Raw genomic sequence first — 18176 nt, 5'->3', positions numbered from 1 at the left:
AGCGTGTCGGGAAGGATGAGCGGCGGACGAACCTCAAGCCCGTCATCAAGGGCCAGACGCTGTCCCTTGATGACGCGCTCCAGGAGCTCCTTTGAGTCCACGTAGCCGATGATGTGATCGATGTCCTTATCGCACACCAGGTAGGTGGAGTGGGCCTCCTGGGCAATCTTGTCCTTGATGCTGATCTCGTCCTCGTGCAGGTCGAAGTAGACGATGCTCTCCCTTGCGGTCATGGCGGACGGAACCGTGCGCACGTCCAGTTCAAAGACGTTGCCGATCAGGTCCTTTTCCTGCTTGCGGAGCACCCCGGCCACCGTTCCCGCCTCCACCATGGCGTAGAGGTCGTCGGAGGTGATGTCGTCCTTCCTCTTCTCCGGGAAGCCCATCAAGCTGTAGATGGCGCTACTCACGGCGTTGAGCATACGGGCGATCGGGCCGCAGAAGAAGATGAGACGCCTCATGCCGTCGATCGTCCTGACCGAGGTCCCCTCCGGAATGGCCATGGCGATGCGCTTCGGGATCTGGTCCGCGAACACGACGAAGAAGATCGTGACCCCAAAGAAGGGGAGCGCTGAGGCGATCTGGGCACGAACGGGACCGGGGATGGCTTCGGGAAGGCGCTCCAGGATCAGGGGCGCAAAGGATGCGTCCCCCACGATGCCCGCCAGGATCGCCACGAAGTTCAGCCCGATCTGCACCGTCGTGAAAAAGAGCCCCGGCTGGTCCTGAAACGACAGGACCCTTGCGGCCTGGAGGCTGCCCTTCTCCGCAAGCGGCCGCAGCTTAACCCGGCTCGAAGCCGCCAGCGATATCTCCGACAGGGAAAGAAAAGCGCTCGCCGCAGCCAGGAGCATCACGGCAATCAATCCAAACAACATCTTTCATGCCTCCTCACTGCACGTGACAGCTCCCCACGGCTAAAGCCTGGGGCTTCCTGCTTCGCAGACCACAGCCTTTCGCAGTTGAAAGGTCTTACACAATCTCCACAGGCGTAGGAGTTCTGCAACTCCGGTTTGGGCGCGTCCCGCCCTACCAGCTCAAATTTTATACTACCGACAGGAGGCGACAGCCCTCTATCAGAATATTTTTAGCGGCATTGACATCTCTGTTGTGGTGCGTTCCACACCTTGGACAAGTCCATTCCCTGACGGACAAATCTTTCACCTCTGCGTTCTGGTACCCGCAGAAGGAACACAACTGGCTGGAGGGGTAAAACGAGTCTATCTCCACGATACGCCGCCCATACCAAGCCGCCTTATACCGCAGTTCCCGTTTCAATTCGAAGAAGGACGCATCAGCAACAGCGAGAGCGAGACGATGATTTTTCATCATACCCTTGACGTTCAGATTCTCAACGCAGATAATGGCGTTGTTTTTGATGAGTTCGGTCGTTGTCTTCTGCATTGTGTCGCGACGCTGGTTGGCAATCTTTTGGTGGAGTTTTGCCACTCGCACTCGTGCTTTGTCGCGGTTTTTGCTGCCCTTTGTTTTTCGAGTCAGCCTCCGCATCGCACGTTTCAGCCGCTTTTCCGTTTTCTTCAGATACTGCGGATTTTGGTACTTCTCTCCATTGCTGGTGACCGCCAGCTCCTTCACGCCTAAATCCACGCCGAGGGCACCGTGTGTCGCAGGCAAAGAGCGAGAGGGCACATCAGAGCAGCACAGCGAGACGTAATATTCCCCTGCCGGATTTTGAGAGATGACAGCAGAAAGGATATGCCCGAGGGGTATGCGATGTACACGGCACTTCACAAGACCGAGCTTGGGAAGCTGAACAGCGCTGTCCAGAACCTTGATATTGCTGTTCGTGCGATAAGACCTGTGGTTATCGTGCTTTCGCTTAAATTTCGGGTAGCCGCAGGGTTTTACGCCCTGTTTTACACGCCGAAAAAAATTCTTATAGGCATTATCCAGGTCTTTAAGAGCGTTTTGCAGGGAACATTTATCAGGTTCTCTGAGCCAGTCCAGACCCTGCTTAAGAACTGTGAGAGATTTGTCCTGTTGGAAGCGTGATGGGGCTTTGCCCGTCTTCTCATACGCTTCTTTGCGCTCCGCAAGGAAGTAGTTATAGACGTATCGTACACAGCCAAATGTGCGCTGTATCAAGTCTTCTTGTGCCTTATTGGGATAGAGACGAAACTTATACGCGCACTCCACGCACATTCACCACCGTTTCAGACGTTTTTCTGATTCTCGATATACTGCTTAATAACTGCCAACGGCGCCCCACCAACCGTTGATACGAAGTAGGAATTTGTCCAGAGCGTAGGGAGACGTGATTTCAACGATGGAAATTCACTTCGCAATGTATGAGAGGAAACGCCCTTGATGTGGCGCACCGCTCTATTAATCCCATATTGCGGGTCTACCTCAATCAGCAAATGGACGTGGTCGGGCATAATCTCCAATTCCAGAATGTCTGCGCTGATGCCTTCAGCAATACTATATATCAGTTCCTTCAATCTCGTTTCTATCTCACCAACCAGAACCTTACGCCTGTACTTAGGACACCAGACAACATGATATTTACAGGAATAGACAACATTCCTATTCGATTTATATTTCATGAAAAACAGTATACCAAAACGATAAAACTAATGCAAGATATTTTATGTTTTCAGCGGCTCACCCCAGCCCTGAAGGGCGGGGCTTGCGCCGCTTGTTCGGTCAAGGCCGCGGGCAGCCTGGGCTGTGCGTCGCGATGAAGTGGTCGATCAGCCGTCTGGAGATGCTGGCGGAGTTGGGAATGCCCTTCGGGATGTCCTGCGGCGCAAACCAGCCGGCCTCCCCGATCTCCACCCCGTCGGGACGCAGCTCCCCTCCCTTCCAGCGGGCCGTGAACCCCAGCATCAGCGAACACGGAAAGGGCCAGGACTGGCTGCCGAAGTAGCGGATGTCCTGCACCTCGATGGACACCTCTTCCATCACCTCGCGGGACACCGTCTCTTCCAGCGTCTCACCGGGTTCCACAAAGCCGGCAAGGACGCTGAAGCGCCCCGCAGGCATGTTCAGGTTGTGAGCCAGAAGGAGCTTCCCCTCCCGCTCGATGGCCGTGATGATCGCCGGGGAGAGCGGCGCGTAAAACGTGCGCCCGCACTCGGCGCAGCGCCGTCCCCTGTCCTTCTGACGGGGCACGAGGGGCGCGCCACAGAAGGAACAGAGGCGGACATTCCGCCACCAGCTCATGTACTGCCACGCGGCCCCCGCCCGCGCGAAGGGGCCGTCGCCGAACTTTCCCCAGACCTGGCGCAGCCCCAGCCACTCCGACCCCACCGGAGGCTGAAACGCCTCGTCCACCTCGCACCAGGGCGTCAGCTCCTGCCACGGACGGGGAAAGTCCAGCGAGCAGCGAAGCGCAGACGACGGGCGCTCCCCCGGATCGGCCAGGCCGTCCCGCGCCGCCAACACCTCGTCGCCTCGAAAGATCAGCACAGCTACTGTCCTTTTACGACGCGGACGTCCCCGACGCGCCGGGTGTACCCCTTCGAGTCGAAGTACTCCAGCACGGGAAGGATAAACTTGCGGGAGCTCTGCGTCCTGTCCCTCACGGCAGCCAGGGTCACGTTTCCGCCGATCTCCCGCAGGATGCCCAGCATGGCCCGCTCCAGCTCCGCCGTCAAGACGTAGCCCCCCGGCAGGAGGGCCAGCTCACGCGAGTTCCTGAGGCTTTGGATGAGCGCGCCGAACACAGGCTGCGAGAGCTTCATCTCGTCCCGCAGCTCGTCCAGCGTGAGGAGTTGCCACCCCTGTCGGCGGCAGATCTCCGCCAGCCTCTGGCTGTTCTTCAGAAACTCCCCCTCGCTCCTCGGGGCGAAGTCCGGCGTGCGGACCTTATTTTCGTCCAGCGTCAGGGCGCCGTCCTCGATCATCAGGGCGATCAGGGAGCGGAGCGCACGGGCGTCCGGAAGGGGAACCTGCCGCAGCGCCTCGTCCAGGGGAAGGCCCGCCTCAGCGGGGAAAGACTTCTGGTAGGCCAGGACGGCGTCCTTCAGGTCCGTCTTCAGCTCCGCGCAGCGGGCAAGCGAGAGGTAGAGCGGCTTATCCCCCTTCAGCTCCACGATCCTGCCGGAGGCGGCGAGGTTCTTCGCGATGTCGGCGCAGTTGGCGAGGGTCTCCTGCATCGCCACCGCCGCGCTCTGGGCGTCCATCGCCCTGGCGTCGTCGATGAGCCGCTCCAGGCGAACCGAGGGCGTTCCGGCGGACAGGAGTGCCCTCATCCGGGCGAGTACCCGCGCCCTCGCCTCGGCCCCTCTGGGCTTTCGGGAGTAGGGAAAGACCACGCCCCCCCCGCCAATCGTGATCAGCGGGCTGTAAAAGCGGATGATGAACCGCTGGTTCAAGGTGCAGACCACCGGCTCTTCAAGGACGAGTTGGGCAGGCTCCTCGGTCCCCGGCCGTATCTGCTTCGACTGCAAAAGCGCCACCCGCGCCAGGACCTCGGACGTCCCAATGCAGAGGTGAACGCGCTGCCAGTGCCGCAGCGGCTCGCGGACGGAGGGCAGGAGACGGATCGTGGCGTCGAAGCAGGCCGTCGGAGCGTAGATCCCCCTCTGGCAGACGACGTCGCCGCGCTCGATCTGATCCACGGCGACGTTCGTCAGGTTGGCCGCCACGCGCTGCCCCGCGCAGGCCTCGTCAACCGGATGGCCGTGGACCTGAAGGCTGCGGATCTTTCCCTGCCTCCCGGTGGGGAGCACCTCCACCTCCGTGCCGGGGCGCGCCATCCCCCGGTAGGCGGTCCCCGTGATCACCGTGCCGAAGCCGGAGATGGGGAAGGCCCGGTCGATGGGCAGGAACAGGGCACCGCTGCGGGGACGCGGCCTCACCCGATCCACCAAAGCCACGATCTCCCGCCTCAAGACGTCCAAATTGGCGCCGGACAGGGCCGAAACGGGGACGATGGGTTTTCCGTCCAGGAACGTGCCGCGCACGAACTCCTTCACGTCCTCCCGAACCAGCTCCACCATTCCCTCCTCCACCCGGTCGGCCTTCGTGATGGCGACGAGGCCGTCGTGCACTCCGAGGAGCTCCATGATGGCCAGGTGCTCCCTGGTCTGGGGCATGACCCCTTCGTCCGCAGCCACCACGAGGAGCGCCGCGTCGATACCGGAGGCCCCGGCCACCATCTGCCGGATGAAACGCTCGTGCCCCGGCACGTCGATGACGCTCACGACGCGCCCATCCTGGAGGTGCAGCGGGGCAAAGCCCAGTTCTATCGTGATCCCGCGCTTTTTCTCCTCGAGCAGACGATCGCAGTCCACCCCGGTGAGGGCGGAGATCAGGGTCGTCTTTCCATGGTCGATGTGTCCCGCCGTCCCGATGACGAGACAAATCTCCTTCTCCTCATTCACAGGCACATTCCCCCTTCCCCGCAAGCGGGCCGGCCTCCGGCTGGAGGGCTGCAAGGGCGTTCACCACGACCTCCTCGTCCCCCGGTTGGAGGGTCCTGACGTGCAGCACCAGCGCGTCGTCCCTGGCGCCGGCGATGACGGGACGCTCTCCCTCCCTCAATAGGGCCTGAAGGCGCCCCGCACCCCCCGCCGGATGTCCGCTGACGGCGACCCCCCAGCCCGCGAGAGGCTTTTCGGGGTAGGACCCTCCGCCCACGGCGTCCTCCACGGAGACCACCTCCACCTGCGCGGCAACCCGCCCCTTCAGGGCGGCGGCCAGGCCCTCGGCACGCTCCCTAAGGGTCTCCGCAGGAATCCGGATCATGGCCGGCGTCGGGATGTCGTCCAGCGCCCCGCGCCTGTAGAGGCGCAGGGTTGCCTCGAAGGCGGACAGGGTGATCTTGTCCACGCGCAGCGTCCTGAGGATGGGGTGCTTCCTCAGCCCGTTCACGACGGCACGACGTCCGGCGATGACGCCGATCTGGGGACCGCCCAACATCTTGTCCCCGGAGAAGGTGATGAGGTCCACGCCCTGCTGCAGGGAGGTCCGAACGTCCATCTCCCCCCGCAGGCCCAGCAGCTCGCCGTCAACGAGGAGGCCGCTTCCGGCGTCCTCCATGAAGACCACCCCGCGCTCATGGGCCAGCGCGGCCAGGTCCTTCCGCTCCGGGGCCGCGGTGAAGCCCTCGATGCGGAAGTTGGAGGGGTGCACCTTCAGGAGCATCGCCGTGTTCTCCCCCAGGCCGGCCCTGTAGTCCTCGATGTGCGTTCGGTTCGTCGTGCCCACCTCCACCAGCTTCGCGCCGGAGAACTCCATGATGTCCGGCACGCGGAAGGAGCCGCCGATCTCCACCAGCTCGCCCCGCGAGACGACGACCTCCCTGCCCCGGGCCAGGGCGATGAGGCAGAGGAGGACGGCCCCGGCGTTGTTGTTCACGACGAGCGCCGCCTCGGCGCCGGTCAGGTCGCAGACCAACCCCTCGACGTGGACGTTGCGCTGCCCCCGAACCCCCTGCGCCAGGTTGTACTCCAGGTTCGAGTACCCTCGCGCCGCGCGCTCCATCGCCCGCACGGCCTCCGCGGCCATGAGGGAGCGGCCCAGGTTGGTGTGGATGACCACCCCGGTCGCGTTGACGACGCGGCGCAGGTTCGGCCTCTCCGCCTCGGTCAGGGCGCCGAGGCACGCCTCCCGGATGCGCTCCGGGGAGACGTCCTCTTCCTGCCCCGTGAGCATCCGGCGCCGGACGGCCGTCAACTCGCCGTTGATGACCCGCTTCACCGTCTCCCTGCCCGCCCTCTCGATCCAGGGCCGTGCCCAATCCTGCGCCAGCAGGACGTCCATGCCAGGGATCGCCCGAAGTTTTTGCTTGATGTCCTCAACCGTCATCTTTGTCCCCACTCCTGAAACGTCTTTAAAATTCTCCCGGCGGCGCGCGCCGCCTGCTGGATAGTTTTCTTCAATCATTCTATAATATCAACCATTCTATAATAATTGAGTTCAGTGCTCAAGCTCTTATAGACGCAGGAGGATGCTCTCGATGGTCACAGTGAACGCGTTCGGTAAGTCCGGCCCGGAACCGGCCGCAATGACGAAGGAGGCGCTGGAGAAGGGGGCGGACGAGGTTCGCGTGATCGTTGACAGCCCAACGGCAGCCGCGAGCGTCAGAGATTTTTTGATCGGGGCGGGCCTCCGCGTCCAGCTCCAGGACGACGAGGGACAGCTGATCGTCGTCGGCGAGAAAAAAAAGGACGCCGCCGCCGACGGACCGAAGGGAGAGACGCCTCCTCCCACCGCGCAGGAGGCCAAGCCACTCGAAGGGTCGCCGCGCCGCGAGCCGCATCGGGCGGAAGAGCCGACTCAGACGGAGGGGCCACACCCAAAGCCCCAGGTCCCCTTCCGGCAGCCCCCAATGGAGGGAGCGCCGGGCAGCCGCCGTGGGAAACGCTCCCGCTCAAAACAGAAAAAGGAGCCGGAAGCCGTCCCCCAGAAGGGACAGGAGCTTGCCCCCCCGCGCGACGACACGTCCCTTGCCGTCCTCATCACGGGGGATACCTTCGGGCGTGGCAGCGAGGAGCTTGGAGGGGTGCTCGTGAAGAGCTTCCTGAAGACGCTGGCGGGCCTTGAGACTCCGCCGACCGTTCTGGCCCTGATGAACGGAGGGGTGAAGCTGGCCCTCTTCGACTCCTCCACCTGCGACCGCCTGAAGGACCTGGAAAGGCGGGGGACCAGGGTCCTCGTGTGCGGCACCTGCACCAATTTTTACGGCGTAACGGACAGCGTCGGCGTCGGCATCATCTCCAACATGTACGAGATCGTGGAGACGATCGCCAGGGCGGGCAGGATCCTGAGCCTCTGACCCCAAGGCGGGCTCAGGGAAAAAGGGGCTGAAGGGACCGCATCGCGAAAGGGGAGGAGAACCGTGAACTCGGATTGGAAGTCCGGGGCCGAACGGCCCGTCATGGAAGGGGACCTGCAGTACCACATCCGCTGCCGAAGGGGCGACGTGAACCGCTACGTCCTCCTTCCGGGGGACCCGGCCCGCGTCGAGGCCATCGCCCAGGGCTGGGGAAGCTCGCGTTTCATCGCCGACAACCGCGAGCACCGGACGTGGAGCGGTGAGTTGGACGGCATCCCCGTCACCGCGTGTTCCACCGGCATGGGAGGACCGTCGACCTCCATCGCGCTGGAGGAGCTGGCCGCGCTGGGGGCCGACACCTTCATTCGCGTCGGGTCCTGCGGGGCCATCCAGGAGGGAGTCGAGTGCGGCGACCTCGTCATCTGTTCGGGAGCCATGCGGCAGGACGGGACCAGCCAGGATTACATCGACCTGTCCTACCCCGCGGCGGCCAGTTACGAGGTGACCGCCGCCCTCGTGGAGTCGTGCGAGCGCCTCAAGGTGCGCTACCACGTAGGCGTCAGCTGCACGACGGCGTCCTTTTACTGCGGCCAGGCCCGGCCGGGGCTGAAGGGCTACTCCCCATCCTCCCAGGCCCATAAGGTCGAGGACCTGAACCGCGCGGGCGTCATGAACTTTGAGATGGAAGCCGCCACGGTCCTCACGCTTGCCGGACTCTACGGCCTGCGCGCGGGGGCCGTCTTCGCCGTCGTCGCCCACCGCCTGAAGGACTCGTTTCAATACGTGGGCATCGATCACAGCATCCGGGCAGCCAACGAAGCCCTGAAGGTCCTGGCCGCCTGGGACAGGGCCAAGGAGGCCAGAGGGAAGCCCTTCTGGTTCCCCGGCCTCCTGGCCTGACGGAAGGCGACGCAAGGACACAAAAGTCCCCTCAGGCCCGCGTTTCGACGGGCTCGAGGGGACCGAAGGCGGCAGGCTTTACGCGAAGTCGCGGCGCTCCTTGATGCGCGCGGCCTTTCCGCTCAACTTGCGCAGGTAGTACAGCTTCGCGCGGCGGACGCGCCCCTTGCGTTGGACCTCGATCTTATCGATGGAGGGGCAGTGCAGGGGAAAGACCCGCTCCACCCCGATTCCGCTCGATACCTTGCGCACGGTAAAGGTCTCGTCCAACCCGCCGTGCTGGCGCGCGATAACCACGCCCTCAAAGACCTGAATTCGCTCGCGGGCGCCCTCCTTGATCTTCACGTGGACGCGAAGGGTGTCGCCCGGCCGAAAATCGGGCGCAGGGTCCGCCTTAAGATAATTCTTCTGGACAAGGTTCAATACGTTCACTGGTGCTTCCTCCTAAATAAAAATCAGCGCTTTCCTAAAAATCGATCCAGTGCAATTCCCGCCCTGACCGCCAGGGGCAGCGTCTCCGCCTCCTGAGCCACCGAGGCGTAAACCGCAGGGCCTTCCGCGATCTCCCCCGCCTCCACTCCGTCGGGGAACAGAAAGAGCAGCGGCCCGTCGTGCTCGAGGCAACGGCGCTTCGCCTCCAGCGTATGAAGGCTGCCGCTTCGGGGCTGAGCCTCTACAACGACGGTCAGCGTCGGCCGTCCTTTCCCGTGGGACCGGGCCCAATCCCAAACGCGGGACAGGCTCCCCAGGACCCTGGGGACGCCGGAGGCCCCCGCCGAGAGCGCGTCGAACGAACGCCGCTCATCGGGGCGAAGGATGACGAAAAAAGGCCTCCCCAGCCCGTAAAAACGGCAGAGGGAGGAGAGGGCCTCCGCCCCTTCCGGCGTCGGCCCGTCGGCCGTGAGGAGCGCCAAGCGGGCCCCTCCGGAGAGGTAGTCCCCTATCGCCGCCCTTGCCAGGAGGTCGGGACGGCGGATCAGCGTTCGCTCCACCGCCCTGGCCCGACGCCAGGTCCGAACCTCCGCCTCGTTGCCGCTCAAAAGCACCTCCGGGACGTCCATTCCCCTCCAGGAGGCTGGCCGGGTGTAGTGCGGATGATCCAACATCCCGCGGTAAAAGGAGTCTTCCTCCACCGCCTCCCCTCGACCGACAACCCCCGGAACGAGGCGCGCCATCGCGTCGATGACAGCCATGGCGGGGATCTCGCCCCCGGTGAGGACGCAGTCGCCCACCCTCACCTCAAGGTCCACCTCGCGCTCGACAAAGCGCTCGTCAATCCCTTCATAATGACCGCAGAGGATAACGACGTGTTCCTGGCGCGAGAGCGTCTCAACGATCTCCTGGGTCAGGAGCGTCCCCTGCGGAGAGGGATACACCACACAGGCCTCACCCTCGCCGCGGGCCGCATTCAGCGCGTCCTCCAGCTGAGGCGCCGCGAGGACCATGCCCCCCGCGCCAAAGGCGTAATCGTCGATTTGACGATACCCGCCCCGACCGAACTCGCGAAGGTCCACCAAATCCACCCGCAGCAGGTTCCTTTTGACGGCGCGGCCGACGATGCTCGTCGAGAGAAAATCGCGAAAGAACTCCGGAAACGCCGTGACGATCGTTACGTGCATCAGTCCCAGAGCCCCTCGATCAAAGCGATCCTGAGACGGCCTCCCTCGAGGTCGATGTCGCGAACGAACTCCCGGACGGCAGGGATGTAGTGCAGGCCCCCTGCGGCGTCGCGTATCTCGTACAGCTCGTTGGCGCCCGTGAGGAAATCCGTCACCGTTCCCAGAGGGCGCCCCTCCAGGTCTTCGACAGCGAGGCCGATCAGGTCGTCAACCCAGAAGCTGCCCCGCGGAAGCTCGACCCGCTCCTCCCGATCGATGAGGATGGACGCCCCCACACAGGCCTCCGCCTCATCCCGCGTCGAAAGGTCTGTCCGCAGCGTGAGGAGGTTGCGTCCCTCGTCGAAGCGGACGCCGCGCACCTCGAGCGTGCGGAGGACGTTCCCTCCACGATAGAGGGCGATCGTGCTCATCGCCTGGAAGCGCTCCGGGAAGTCCGTCAGAGGGACCACCGTCAGCGCTCCCTGAAGGCCGTGCGCGGAGGCTACACGTCCGATCTGGATTTTTTCAGACGCCTGGACGCCCTTCGAGGCCGCTCTGGAAATCGTGCTTCACTACTCCTCTACGATATCGACGTCCACACGCTCGCCGGCTTTGACGGCAGCCGCTTTGGCCAAAAGCCGGATGGCGTTGATCGTGGCGCCGCGCTTTCCGATGATGCGTCCCACGTCCTCGTGGGCAACACGAATCATAACCTTGAGCCCGCTCTCCTCTTCGCCGCTCTCCACGCTGATGGCATCCGGCTGAGTGACAAGATGTCTAACGATGAACTCGACAAGTTCCTTGTAATTGACCATTGTGGCACCTCCTGTTTTTTTGCGGTGACGTGCTGAGGATGAACTCCAAAAAGTCCCTACTGGGCCTTTTTGCTCTCGAACTTCTCCCAAATGCCCTGCTTCTTCAAAAGCCCGCGCGCCGTGTCCGAGGGCAGGGCCCCGACGCTCAGCCAGTACAGAGCGCGATCCTCGTTGATGGCCACGGCCGCCGGATCGGTCATGGGGTTGTAGGTCCCGATCAGCTCGATGAACTTCCCGTCCCTAGGGGAATGGGAGTCCGCAACCACCAACCTGTAGTAAGGGGCTTTCTTTTTGCCCAAGCGCGACAAACGAATCCTCACTGCCATTACAACAAGACACCTCCTGAAAAATCTGAGGGAAGAAAACTTCCCAACGGACACCTGAAGCGATCTCTCCCTGCGGGGCAGGGCCTCAGCGAATGCCACCCATCCTGCCGAAGAGGGAGCGGAGCTTGAACTTGCTGTCCCCTGCTGCGGAAAAGGTCTTGAAGAGCTTTCGCATCTGCTCGTACTGCGCCAGCAGCTGGTTCACCATCTGCACGGACGTCCCCGAGCCCAGCGCGATCCTACGCCGGCGCGACCCCTTGATGATCCGGGGGTTACGGCGTTCAGCCGGCGTCATGGACTGGATGATCGCCTTGCTCCGACGGATGGCGGCGTTGTCCGCCTCATCGACGTTTATCCCCTTCAGGCGGCTGAAGCCGGGGATCATCTCCATCACCTTGCCGAGGGGCCCCATCTTCTCGATCTGCTGAAACTGGAGCAGAAGGGTTTCCAGCGTGAACTGCTTTCCCTTCAGGCTGTTTGCGATCTTCTGGGCGTCGCCGGCGTCCGCGGCCTGAACCTTTTCCACGAGGCCCTGGATGTCCCCCATGCCCATGATGCGCCCTGCCATCCGCCGGGAGTCAAAGACCTCGAGGGCATCCGTCCGCTCCCCCACCCCGGCGAACTTCACGGGCACGTCGGTCACCGCACGGACCGCCAGCGCGCTTCCGCCTCGGGCGTCGCCGTCGAGCTTCGTCAGGATCAGCCCCGTCAGCGCCAGGCGCTCATGGAACGCCCTCGCGACGTTGACTGCCTCCTGCCCCATCATCGCGTCCAGCACCAGGAGCTTCTCGTGGGGCGGGAGCGCCGAGGCGATGGCCGAGAGCTCCTCCATCAGTTCCTGGTCCAGGTGCAGGCGTCCCGCCGTGTCCAGCAGGATGACGTCGTTCATGCGGTCCGCCGCACGCTGTCGGGCCCCGCGCACCACTTCCAGGACGTCCGTCCCTCCGGCGTCGGGCCCGTAGAAGGCGACCCTGGCCTCCTCCGCCAGCACCCTCAGCTGGTCGACGGCCGCAGGTCGCCGCAGGTCACACGCCACGACGAGGGGATTGTGGGAACCCTGAAGCCGTCGCGCCAGCTTGACCGTCGTCGTCGTCTTTCCGCTTCCCTGAAGCCCCACCATGAGGATCACCGTGGGGGGCATCGAGGCGATGGCAAGCGGAGCGGGGTCCCCCATCAGGGAGACGAGCTCCTCGTACACCACCGTCGCGATGTGCTGCGCGGCGCTGATCGACTCGATGACGTCGAGTTGCAGCGCCCTCTCCCTTATCCTGGCGACGAGGCTGCGGGCCACCTTGAAATCGACGTCCGCCTCCAGCAGGGATTTGCGTATCTCGCGAAGCGCGGCGTCGACGTCCGCCTCCGAGAGCTTTCCCCTGCTTCGCAAACGCGAAAATGCGGCCTCCAGCTTCTCCCTCAGTGCGTCAAACATTCCCTGCTCTACTCCTTAAAGACGGAGGACGATAAAACGCTCACACGCCTCCATTCGTTTCGTTCAAGCGCAAGGCTTCGTTCCTCGCCTCAAGCTCGTGAATCCGCTCCTCCAGCCGTCGGGTCGTCTCGGAGAAGTGAAGCTCTCCCTCGATCGCCTCGAGGCGCTCCATGACGCGCCGCTCCAGGATGTGGACGGCCTGACGGCTGACCCCCAGCGAACGGGCGACCTCCGTCGGGGCCAGGTCAGCAAAGTAGAGCATCTCGTAGACGTCCCGCTGACGCTCCGTCAAAAGGGGGGAGTAAAAGTCGTAGAGCGAATTGAGATAGACCCTTCGCTCCAGGCGCTCCCCATCGTTCAAAGCGGCCACATCGCATCCACTCCTGAGCTTCGGATCGGCGGTGATACAGCACACTCCTCGAGTCGGGACTAATTATAAGGAGCCTGCGACATCTTGTCAAGCATTTTTGTTTTACGCCTGTCGTTGTTCTGTGATCATGTCATCCTAAGTAGTCAGAGAAAATGTCACCCCTCTCCGCGGAAGGCAGGTCTCAGGAAAAAGCACACGACTCACGGCGAAATGGGCCTCATTCACGGCAACCGGGACAGACGTCCCCAGCACAGGATAGGTGAAGAGATACGCCTCGACGCGCTCCGTCTTTACCGGGACAAGTATCATGACTTCAACTTTTCCCATTTTGCCGACAGTCTGAAGGAGGCTGAGAGGTCGCAGTGTGCCGTTCCGAGCAATGCGACAAAAGAAAATGAGGGCGAACCTGCAAAAACTCACACGACCGCCCCCAACCATCCCTGAAAGCGCTCTTTCAGGAAAAACGGTCACCCTGGCTCAGAGCTGCCTCAGTCCAAGGTGACTCAAAAGTGACTTTTTTCTGGCTATTGACATCATTTATACGTGAGGACGGGGTGCTACAAGGCGTCCGTAAAGCGTTCCAGGGCGTCCATGGCCCTCATGAGGCTATCCATGGCCTGGGTGCAGGCGATGCGGACGTAGCCCTCCCCGCTCTCCCCAAAGGCGTCGCCCGGCAGGAGGCCCACCCTCGCTTCCCGCAGGGCGCGCAGGGAGAACTCCTCGCTGGAGAGCCCCGTCCCGCTGATGTCCGGGAAGAGGTAGAAAGCCCCTGCCGCCGGCCGGCATCGGACGCCCTTCATCGCGTTCAGCCTGGCCTCCACCGCCCTGAGCCTGTCCCCGAAGGCGGCCCTTCGTTCCTCGACCTTCGCATCCTGCGTGTTGAGGGCGTAGGCGGCGCCCTTCTGAGCGAGCGTACACACGCCGTAGGTTCGAGAGGAGGAGAGGAGGCACATCATGGAGGCCACGTCGGGCGGCGTCATGGCGTAGCCCAGGCGCCACCCCGTCATGCAGTGGCTCTTGGACACGCCGCCGATCGTGATCGTCCTCTCCCGCATCCCCGGAAGGGAAGCGAAACAGACGTGTTCGCCGCGAAAGACCAGGGACTCGTAGATCTCGTCGCTGATCACCAGCAGGTCCCTCTCCACGGCAAAAGCCGCAATCACCTCCAGCTGCTCGCGGGAGTACACGCTGCCGGAGGGGTTTCCGGGCGAGTTGACCACGATCCCGCGCGTCCTGGACGTCACGGCCGCCCTCAGGTCCTCCGCGGTGGGGGCAAAGTTGTTCTCCTCCCTGGTGGGGACCCCGACGGGGACGCCCCCGCAGTCCCGAACCTGCACCGCGTACACCGTGAAGTAGGGCTCCAGCAGCAGGACCTCGTCGCCGGGGTCCAGCAGCGCCTCAAAGAGCAGCTGCGTCGCCTGAAGGGCCCCGTTTGCGATGACGACCTCCTCCGGGCTCAGGCTGAGGCCATGACGCCGCTCCCAGTAGCCGCACACCGCCTCGCGCAGGTCGCGAAAGCCCTGAAGCGGGGGATAGTGCGTGCTGCCCGCCCGCGCGGCCCGTGCCGCGGCATCGATGACGTCCGGCTCCGTCGTGAAGTCCGGCTCGCCGATGCTGAGGTTCAGGACGCCCTCCATCTGGGCGATGGCCCGGAACATGCGCATCATGCCAGACGGCTTAAACTTGCTGAAACGCTCCGCCACTCTCATTCAAAATCCACTTCCCTTCACAAAGGCTGCACTGCTGGAGGACCCCTCATTGTCGATGGTCCTTGATCGCTTCCAACAACTTCTTAAGGTCAATCGCACTCCCTTAGACAAAAGGGGCGGAGAAGCCCCCGCCCCAACGCAAACCGACATCCTTCGGAAAGAAAAGCGCTCCGTTATTTCTTCGCCAGGTACTCGTTGATGTTGGCGGCCGCCTTGCGTCCCTCACCCATGGCCAGAATGACGGTCGCCGCGCCGAGGACGATATCGCCGCCCGCCCAGACCTTGTCCAGGCTGGTCCTCTGCGTCTCCTCCTCGACGATGATGTTGCCGCGCTTGTTGACGTTCAGCCCTGCGGTCGTCTTCGCCATCAGGGGGTTCGACATGTTGCCCAGCGCGACGACTGCGGCGTCGATCTCCAGCACGTGCTCCGTGCCGGGCTTCACCACCGGGCTGCGGCGGCCCGACGCATCGGGCTCCCCCAGCTCGTAATCCAAGAGCTCGACCCCTGCGACGCGCCCCTTCAGGGCCCTGTCCTCCGTCTCGAGGGGAATGAAGCGGGTGGGGTTCTGCAGGAAGAGGAACTCGACGCCCTCTTCGAAGGCGTGCGCCACCTCCTCGGCGCGGGCCGGCATCTCCGCACGGGTGCGGCGGTAGATGCAGTAGACCTTCTCCGCCCCAAGGCGGTAGGCCATGCGGGCCGCGTCCATCGCGACGTTGCCGCCGCCGAAGACGGCCACGCGCTTCGCCTGATAGAGCGGGGTGTCCGCCTCCTCCGTGTCGTAGGCCTTCATCAGGTTGGCGCGGGTGAGGTACTCGTTGGCGCTGAAGACGCCGGTCAGGTTCTCTCCCTCGATGTTCAGGAACTTGGGGAGGCCTGCGCCCGTCCCGATGAACACGGCATCGTACCCATCGGTTTCGAGGAGCTGCTCCAGGGTCTCTGTGCGCCCCACAAGGAAGCTCGTCTCGAACTTCACGCCCATCTTCCTGAGGTTCTCGACCTCTTTCGCCACGATCTCCTTGGGAAGACGGAACTCAGGGATGCCGTAGACCATCACGCCGCCCTGCTTCTGAAGCGCCTCGAAGACCGTGACGTCGTGTCCCGCCCTGCGGATGTCCGCCGCCACGGTCAGCCCGGCCGGGCCGGAACCGATGACGGCGACCCTCTTGCCCGTCGGAGCAGCCGGCGTGGGGACGGTGGTCTTATTGTTGTTTCGCTCCCAGTCCGCCACGAAGCGCTCCAGGCGCCCAATGGCCACGGCCTTCTCCGTGGACTTCAGCATCTTGCCCACCGTGCAGAAGCTCTGGCACTGCTTCTCCTGGGGGCAGACGCGACCGCAGATCGCCGGAAGGAGGTTCGTCTCCTTGATGGTGTCCACGGCAGCCTTAAAATCGCCCTTCTGAATGTGCGCGATGAAGTCCGGAATGTGGACCCCCACGGGACAGCCCTTCACGCAGGGCTGATTTTTGCAGTTCAGGCAGCGCTCCGCTTCGACCCTGGCCTGCTCCTCCGTGTAGCCCAGCGCCACCTCCCCCATCTCGCGGGCCCTCTTGACCGGGTCCCGCGACGGCATCTCCTGCTGCGGGATGGCCGCCCTGTCCTTGGGGGTCAGCGTCTTGCCCTGAATCTCGCCCCAGAGTTTCTCGGCCTCCTGGGCCAACATTTCGGTCGTCTTGTGTTCCATCGTCATGCCCCCGCCTTCGCGTCCAAGCCGATGCGGCACTTGTGATACTCTTCCTGCTCCCTGGCGCGAAACGCCCCCATGCGCGTCATCATGTTGTCGAAGTCCACCTTGTAGCCGTCAAACTCCGGGCCGTCGACGCAGACGAACTTCGTCTCGCCCCCGACGGAGACGCGGCAGCCGCCGCACATGCCCGTGCCGTCGATCATGATCGTGTTCAGGGACACGGTGATGGGGACGCCGAAGGGCTTCGCGGTGGCCACGCAGAACTTCATCATGATGGGAGGCCCGATGGCGACCACCTCGTTGGGCATGTCGTGCCCGTCCTTGCCCTCGCAGATCTCCTTCAGCGGCTCGGTCACCAGGCCCTTGCGCCCGTAGGTGCCGTCGTCCGTGACGACGATCACCTCGTCCGCGATGGCCCTCATCTCGTCCTCGAAGATGACCAGGTCCTTAGAGCGGGCCCCGATGATGGTGATGACCTTGTTGCCCGCCTTCTTGTGGGCCTGCACGATGGGGTACATGGGCGCGACGCCGATGCCGCCACCCACGCAGACCACCGTCCCCACCTTCTCGATGTGGGTGGGGCTGCCGAGGGGCCCAAGGATGACGGGGATCTCGTCGCCCACCTCGAGCTGCGACAGCTTGAGCGTCGTCGCCCCCACCGTCTGGAACACGAGGGCGATCCAGCCCTCCTCCGCGTTGGCGTCCGCAATGGTCAAGGGCACCCTCTCCCCCAGGTCCCGATCGATCTGGAAGATGATAAACTGCCCCGCCTTCCGGTTCCGCGCGATCTCCGGCGCCGTCACCTTGAAGTAGTAGACGCTCTGACCCCTCTCAAGGTCATGAGAGAGCTGCCTCTTCTCCAGTATCTTATGCAAATGACCTTCCCCCTCCAAGATAATATGCACTGCTGAACTGCGAAAAGCTCCGTCGGAGCCTCCACAGCAAAGAGCTCTCTAAAAACAGGACCTGCTACGACAAAAGACAGGACGACGTCCTGCACACTATAATAATAAGCCATTCTTCCACATAAAACAAGAATCCAGATGCATTTATGCATTAAAAAGCCTTAAATTCTTGAAATTACAACAACTATTCGGGGTGTTCCAACTCGCGGCCACACCCTTTCGATCCCCCTCATTGCTTTGCCGCTGCTGTATTTCTGTTCCTAAATATGTTAAGATACGCGCAGGATGGGGCCGCGTCTCCTAGTCTGGACCCTGAACGCGGCATAGACGCTTTGAGTGCTTATGTTTCAGGAGGGGTTAACGATGAGTGAAAAGACCTTGCTGTCGCTTGCTTATGGAGCCGCGTTCCCGGAGAAGAAAGGGGCCGTCGCCTTCACGGACCTGGCTTCTCTTGCGCCCAGATTCCAGGCCGGAGATGCGTGGCTGCGCGAGAACGCGGCTGCGGGCAAAGAGGGATTCGGGTGGATGAACCTCGCCAGGCGCAACGTTGACGACGTGCAGACGATGGCGCGTTGGCTCTCCACCCGCGAGTCCGTCATTCAGGTGGGGATCGGCGGCTCCGCCCTGGGCAATCAGATGCTGCACAACGCGCTCCTGCCCCCCTTCTGGAACGAGATCCCCCAGGCCAAGCG

18 protein-coding genes and 1 pseudogene are annotated in these 18176 nt (G+C 63.1%); 3 read left to right on the top strand and 16 right to left on the bottom strand.

The genetic code is table 11. From position 1 onward, the window contains the following. The 6 genes from SY1_RS06540 to selA all read right to left on the bottom strand — a co-directional run. Nucleotides 1–878: hemolysin family protein (locus SY1_RS06540; RefSeq protein WP_208873141.1), on the bottom strand; the 878-nt coding region annotated here is incomplete at its 3' end. Nucleotides 879–1044: 166 nt separating this feature from the next. Continuing rightward, a complete protein-coding gene (gene tnpB, locus SY1_RS06535; RefSeq protein ID WP_208873139.1) occupies nucleotides 1045–2157 on the bottom strand; it encodes an IS200/IS605 family element RNA-guided endonuclease TnpB in 1113 nt (370 codons plus the stop codon). Nucleotides 2158–2174: 17 nt separating this feature from the next. After that, nucleotides 2175–2567 carry an IS200/IS605 family transposase gene (tnpA, locus tag SY1_RS06530; protein WP_208873137.1) on the bottom strand — a complete coding sequence of 131 codons (393 nt, stop codon included), beginning with the start codon at nucleotides 2565–2567 and terminating at the stop codon, nucleotides 2175–2177. A 100-nt stretch (nucleotides 2568–2667) separates the two neighbouring features. Further along, nucleotides 2668–3432 carry an NAD(+) diphosphatase gene (nudC, locus tag SY1_RS06525; protein ID WP_208873135.1) on the bottom strand — a complete coding sequence of 255 codons (765 nt, stop codon included), beginning with the start codon at nucleotides 3430–3432 and terminating at the stop codon, nucleotides 2668–2670. A gap of 2 nt (nucleotides 3433–3434) precedes the next feature. Then, nucleotides 3435–5351: a selenocysteine-specific translation elongation factor gene (gene selB, locus SY1_RS06520; RefSeq protein ID WP_208873133.1), complete on the bottom strand. Its 1917-nt coding sequence runs from the start codon at nucleotides 5349–5351 to the stop codon at nucleotides 3435–3437. Then, the gene (gene selA, locus SY1_RS06515; RefSeq protein WP_015556556.1) at nucleotides 5344–6777 is read right to left on the bottom strand and encodes an L-seryl-tRNA(Sec) selenium transferase; all 1434 of its coding nucleotides are present in this window, start codon (nucleotides 6775–6777) and stop codon (nucleotides 5344–5346) included. Before selA ends, selB begins: the two co-directional genes overlap by 8 nt. 151 nt (nucleotides 6778–6928) lie before the next feature. Between selA and yedF the strand changes: the two genes are divergently transcribed. Then, the gene (gene yedF / locus SY1_RS12385; protein ID WP_015556555.1) at nucleotides 6929–7747 is read left to right on the top strand and encodes a sulfurtransferase-like selenium metabolism protein YedF; all 819 of its coding nucleotides are present in this window, start codon (nucleotides 6929–6931) and stop codon (nucleotides 7745–7747) included. Between the two features lie 63 nt (nucleotides 7748–7810). After that, entirely contained in the window at nucleotides 7811–8647 is an 837-nt protein-coding gene (locus tag SY1_RS06505; RefSeq protein WP_243440610.1) for a nucleoside phosphorylase, read from the top strand. A gap of 78 nt (nucleotides 8648–8725) precedes the next feature. Here the strand turns inward: SY1_RS06505 and rplS are convergent, their stop codons facing one another. The 10 genes from rplS to SY1_RS06455 form a co-directional block, all read right to left on the bottom strand. After that, entirely contained in the window at nucleotides 8726–9079 is a 354-nt protein-coding gene (gene rplS / locus SY1_RS06500; protein ID WP_208873131.1) for a 50S ribosomal protein L19, read from the bottom strand. A gap of 23 nt (nucleotides 9080–9102) precedes the next feature. Further along, nucleotides 9103–10266: a tRNA (guanosine(37)-N1)-methyltransferase TrmD gene (trmD, locus tag SY1_RS06495; RefSeq protein WP_015556554.1), complete on the bottom strand. Its 1164-nt coding sequence runs from the start codon at nucleotides 10264–10266 to the stop codon at nucleotides 9103–9105. Beyond that, the gene (rimM, locus tag SY1_RS06490; protein ID WP_279369749.1) at nucleotides 10266–10760 is read right to left on the bottom strand and encodes a ribosome maturation factor RimM; all 495 of its coding nucleotides are present in this window, start codon (nucleotides 10758–10760) and stop codon (nucleotides 10266–10268) included. Before rimM ends, trmD begins: the two co-directional genes overlap by 1 nt. A gap of 57 nt (nucleotides 10761–10817) precedes the next feature. Continuing rightward, complete coding sequence (locus SY1_RS06485; RefSeq protein ID WP_015556553.1) at nucleotides 10818–11060, bottom strand: KH domain-containing protein; 243 nt, start codon at nucleotides 11058–11060, stop codon at nucleotides 10818–10820. A gap of 56 nt (nucleotides 11061–11116) precedes the next feature. Further along, nucleotides 11117–11386, bottom strand: coding sequence for a 30S ribosomal protein S16 (gene rpsP, locus SY1_RS06480; RefSeq protein ID WP_015556552.1), 270 nt, complete (start codon nucleotides 11384–11386; stop codon nucleotides 11117–11119). An 85-nt stretch (nucleotides 11387–11471) separates the two neighbouring features. After that, the gene (gene ffh / locus SY1_RS06475) at nucleotides 11472–12815 is read right to left on the bottom strand and encodes a signal recognition particle protein (protein ID WP_015556551.1); all 1344 of its coding nucleotides are present in this window, start codon (nucleotides 12813–12815) and stop codon (nucleotides 11472–11474) included. A gap of 40 nt (nucleotides 12816–12855) precedes the next feature. After that, nucleotides 12856–13185, bottom strand: coding sequence for a sigma factor-like helix-turn-helix DNA-binding protein (locus SY1_RS06470; RefSeq protein WP_208873129.1), 330 nt, complete (start codon nucleotides 13183–13185; stop codon nucleotides 12856–12858). Between the two features lie 557 nt (nucleotides 13186–13742). Beyond that, complete coding sequence (locus SY1_RS06465) at nucleotides 13743–14852, bottom strand: pyridoxal phosphate-dependent aminotransferase (protein ID WP_208873128.1); 1110 nt, start codon at nucleotides 14850–14852, stop codon at nucleotides 13743–13745. Nucleotides 14853–15067: 215 nt separating this feature from the next. Beyond that, complete coding sequence (gltA, locus tag SY1_RS06460) at nucleotides 15068–16576, bottom strand: NADPH-dependent glutamate synthase (protein ID WP_208873127.1); 1509 nt, start codon at nucleotides 16574–16576, stop codon at nucleotides 15068–15070. Nucleotides 16577–16578: 2 nt separating this feature from the next. Then, a complete protein-coding gene (locus SY1_RS06455; RefSeq protein WP_243440608.1) occupies nucleotides 16579–17454 on the bottom strand; it encodes a sulfide/dihydroorotate dehydrogenase-like FAD/NAD-binding protein in 876 nt (291 codons plus the stop codon). 393 nt (nucleotides 17455–17847) lie between these two features. Between SY1_RS06455 and SY1_RS06450 the strand changes: the two are divergent. Continuing rightward, nucleotides 17848–18176, top strand: a pseudogene (locus SY1_RS06450) (glucose-6-phosphate isomerase); the annotation flags it as partial.

Origin of the sequence: Fretibacterium fastidiosum, assembly GCF_000210715.1 — a bacterium.
Lineage (GTDB): Bacteria > Synergistota > Synergistia > Synergistales > Aminobacteriaceae > Fretibacterium > Fretibacterium fastidiosum.
This window is presented reverse-complemented; position numbering and strand designations above follow the sequence as displayed.

What these genes read in the sequence shown, in the direction of transcription:
- SY1_RS06465 (WP_208873128.1), bottom strand. Translation starts at nt 14,852, where the DNA reads ATGATGCGCATGTTCCGGGCCATCGCCCAGATGGAGGGCGTCCTGAAC.
- ffh (WP_015556551.1), bottom strand. Translation starts at nt 12,815, where the DNA reads ATGTTTGACGCACTGAGGGAGAAGCTGGAGGCCGCATTTTCGCGTTTG.
- gltA (WP_208873127.1), bottom strand. Translation starts at nt 16,576, where the DNA reads ATGGAACACAAGACGACCGAAATGTTGGCCCAGGAGGCCGAGAAACTC.
- selA (WP_015556556.1), bottom strand. Translation starts at nt 6,777, where the DNA reads ATGACGGTTGAGGACATCAAGCAAAAACTTCGGGCGATCCCTGGCATG.
- tnpA (WP_208873137.1), bottom strand. Translation starts at nt 2,567, where the DNA reads ATGAAATATAAATCGAATAGGAATGTTGTCTATTCCTGTAAATATCAT.
- trmD (WP_015556554.1), bottom strand. Translation starts at nt 10,266, where the DNA reads ATGCACGTAACGATCGTCACGGCGTTTCCGGAGTTCTTTCGCGATTTT.
- yedF (WP_015556555.1), top strand. Translation starts at nt 6,929, where the DNA reads ATGGTCACAGTGAACGCGTTCGGTAAGTCCGGCCCGGAACCGGCCGCA.
- SY1_RS06485 (WP_015556553.1), bottom strand. Translation starts at nt 11,060, where the DNA reads ATGGTCAATTACAAGGAACTTGTCGAGTTCATCGTTAGACATCTTGTC.
- rpsP (WP_015556552.1), bottom strand. Translation starts at nt 11,386, where the DNA reads ATGGCAGTGAGGATTCGTTTGTCGCGCTTGGGCAAAAAGAAAGCCCCT.